Below are 463 nucleotides of genomic sequence, written 5' to 3'. Positions count from 1 at the left end.
CTGTTCATCTTTCCCGCCTTCATCGGGATCGCGCTCGCCTTCATTGCCGACATTGATGCGCCGCGGCATGGCATCATTCGCGTCAGTCCACAGAACCTGATGAGCCTCACCGGCTCCCTGCCGCCCTCGTGAGGGAAGTTCGTCATGCCTGAGATACGACACGACCTCCCCCGCACAGTCCTTGCAGTCCTGTGCATCGGCGGCCTGATCGCCGCCACGTTCCTCGTCGTCCGGCCGTTCCTTGGCGCCCTGGTGTGGGCAACCACCTTGGTGATTGCCACTTGGCCGATGATGCTGAAGCTGCAGGCAATCCTGGGCGGGCGGCGCGGTCTGGCGGTGGCGCTGATGTCCCTCGCGCTGCTGCTGATCGTCGTATTGCCCCTGTCGATCGCGATTGGCGCCATCGTGGTCAATTCCGACCGGCTCATTGCTCTCGCAGTCGCCGTGCCCGACTTCCATGTCC

1 protein-coding gene is annotated in these 463 nt (G+C 63.7%); it reads left to right on the top strand.

The window, feature by feature from the left end; all coding sequences use genetic code 11:
- Positions 1 to 144: 144 nt before the first annotated feature.
- A partial coding sequence (locus tag JG676_RS07940; protein ID WP_200217888.1) for a hypothetical protein occupies positions 145 to 463 on the top strand: 319 nt, incomplete at its 3' end.

Source organism: Campylobacter sp. 2018MI34 (assembly GCF_016598975.1).
Taxonomy (GTDB): domain Bacteria; phylum Campylobacterota; class Campylobacteria; order Campylobacterales; family Campylobacteraceae; genus Campylobacter_D.
Note: the sequence above shows the minus strand (reverse complement) of the source record. Positions and strands in the feature narration are given on the sequence as shown.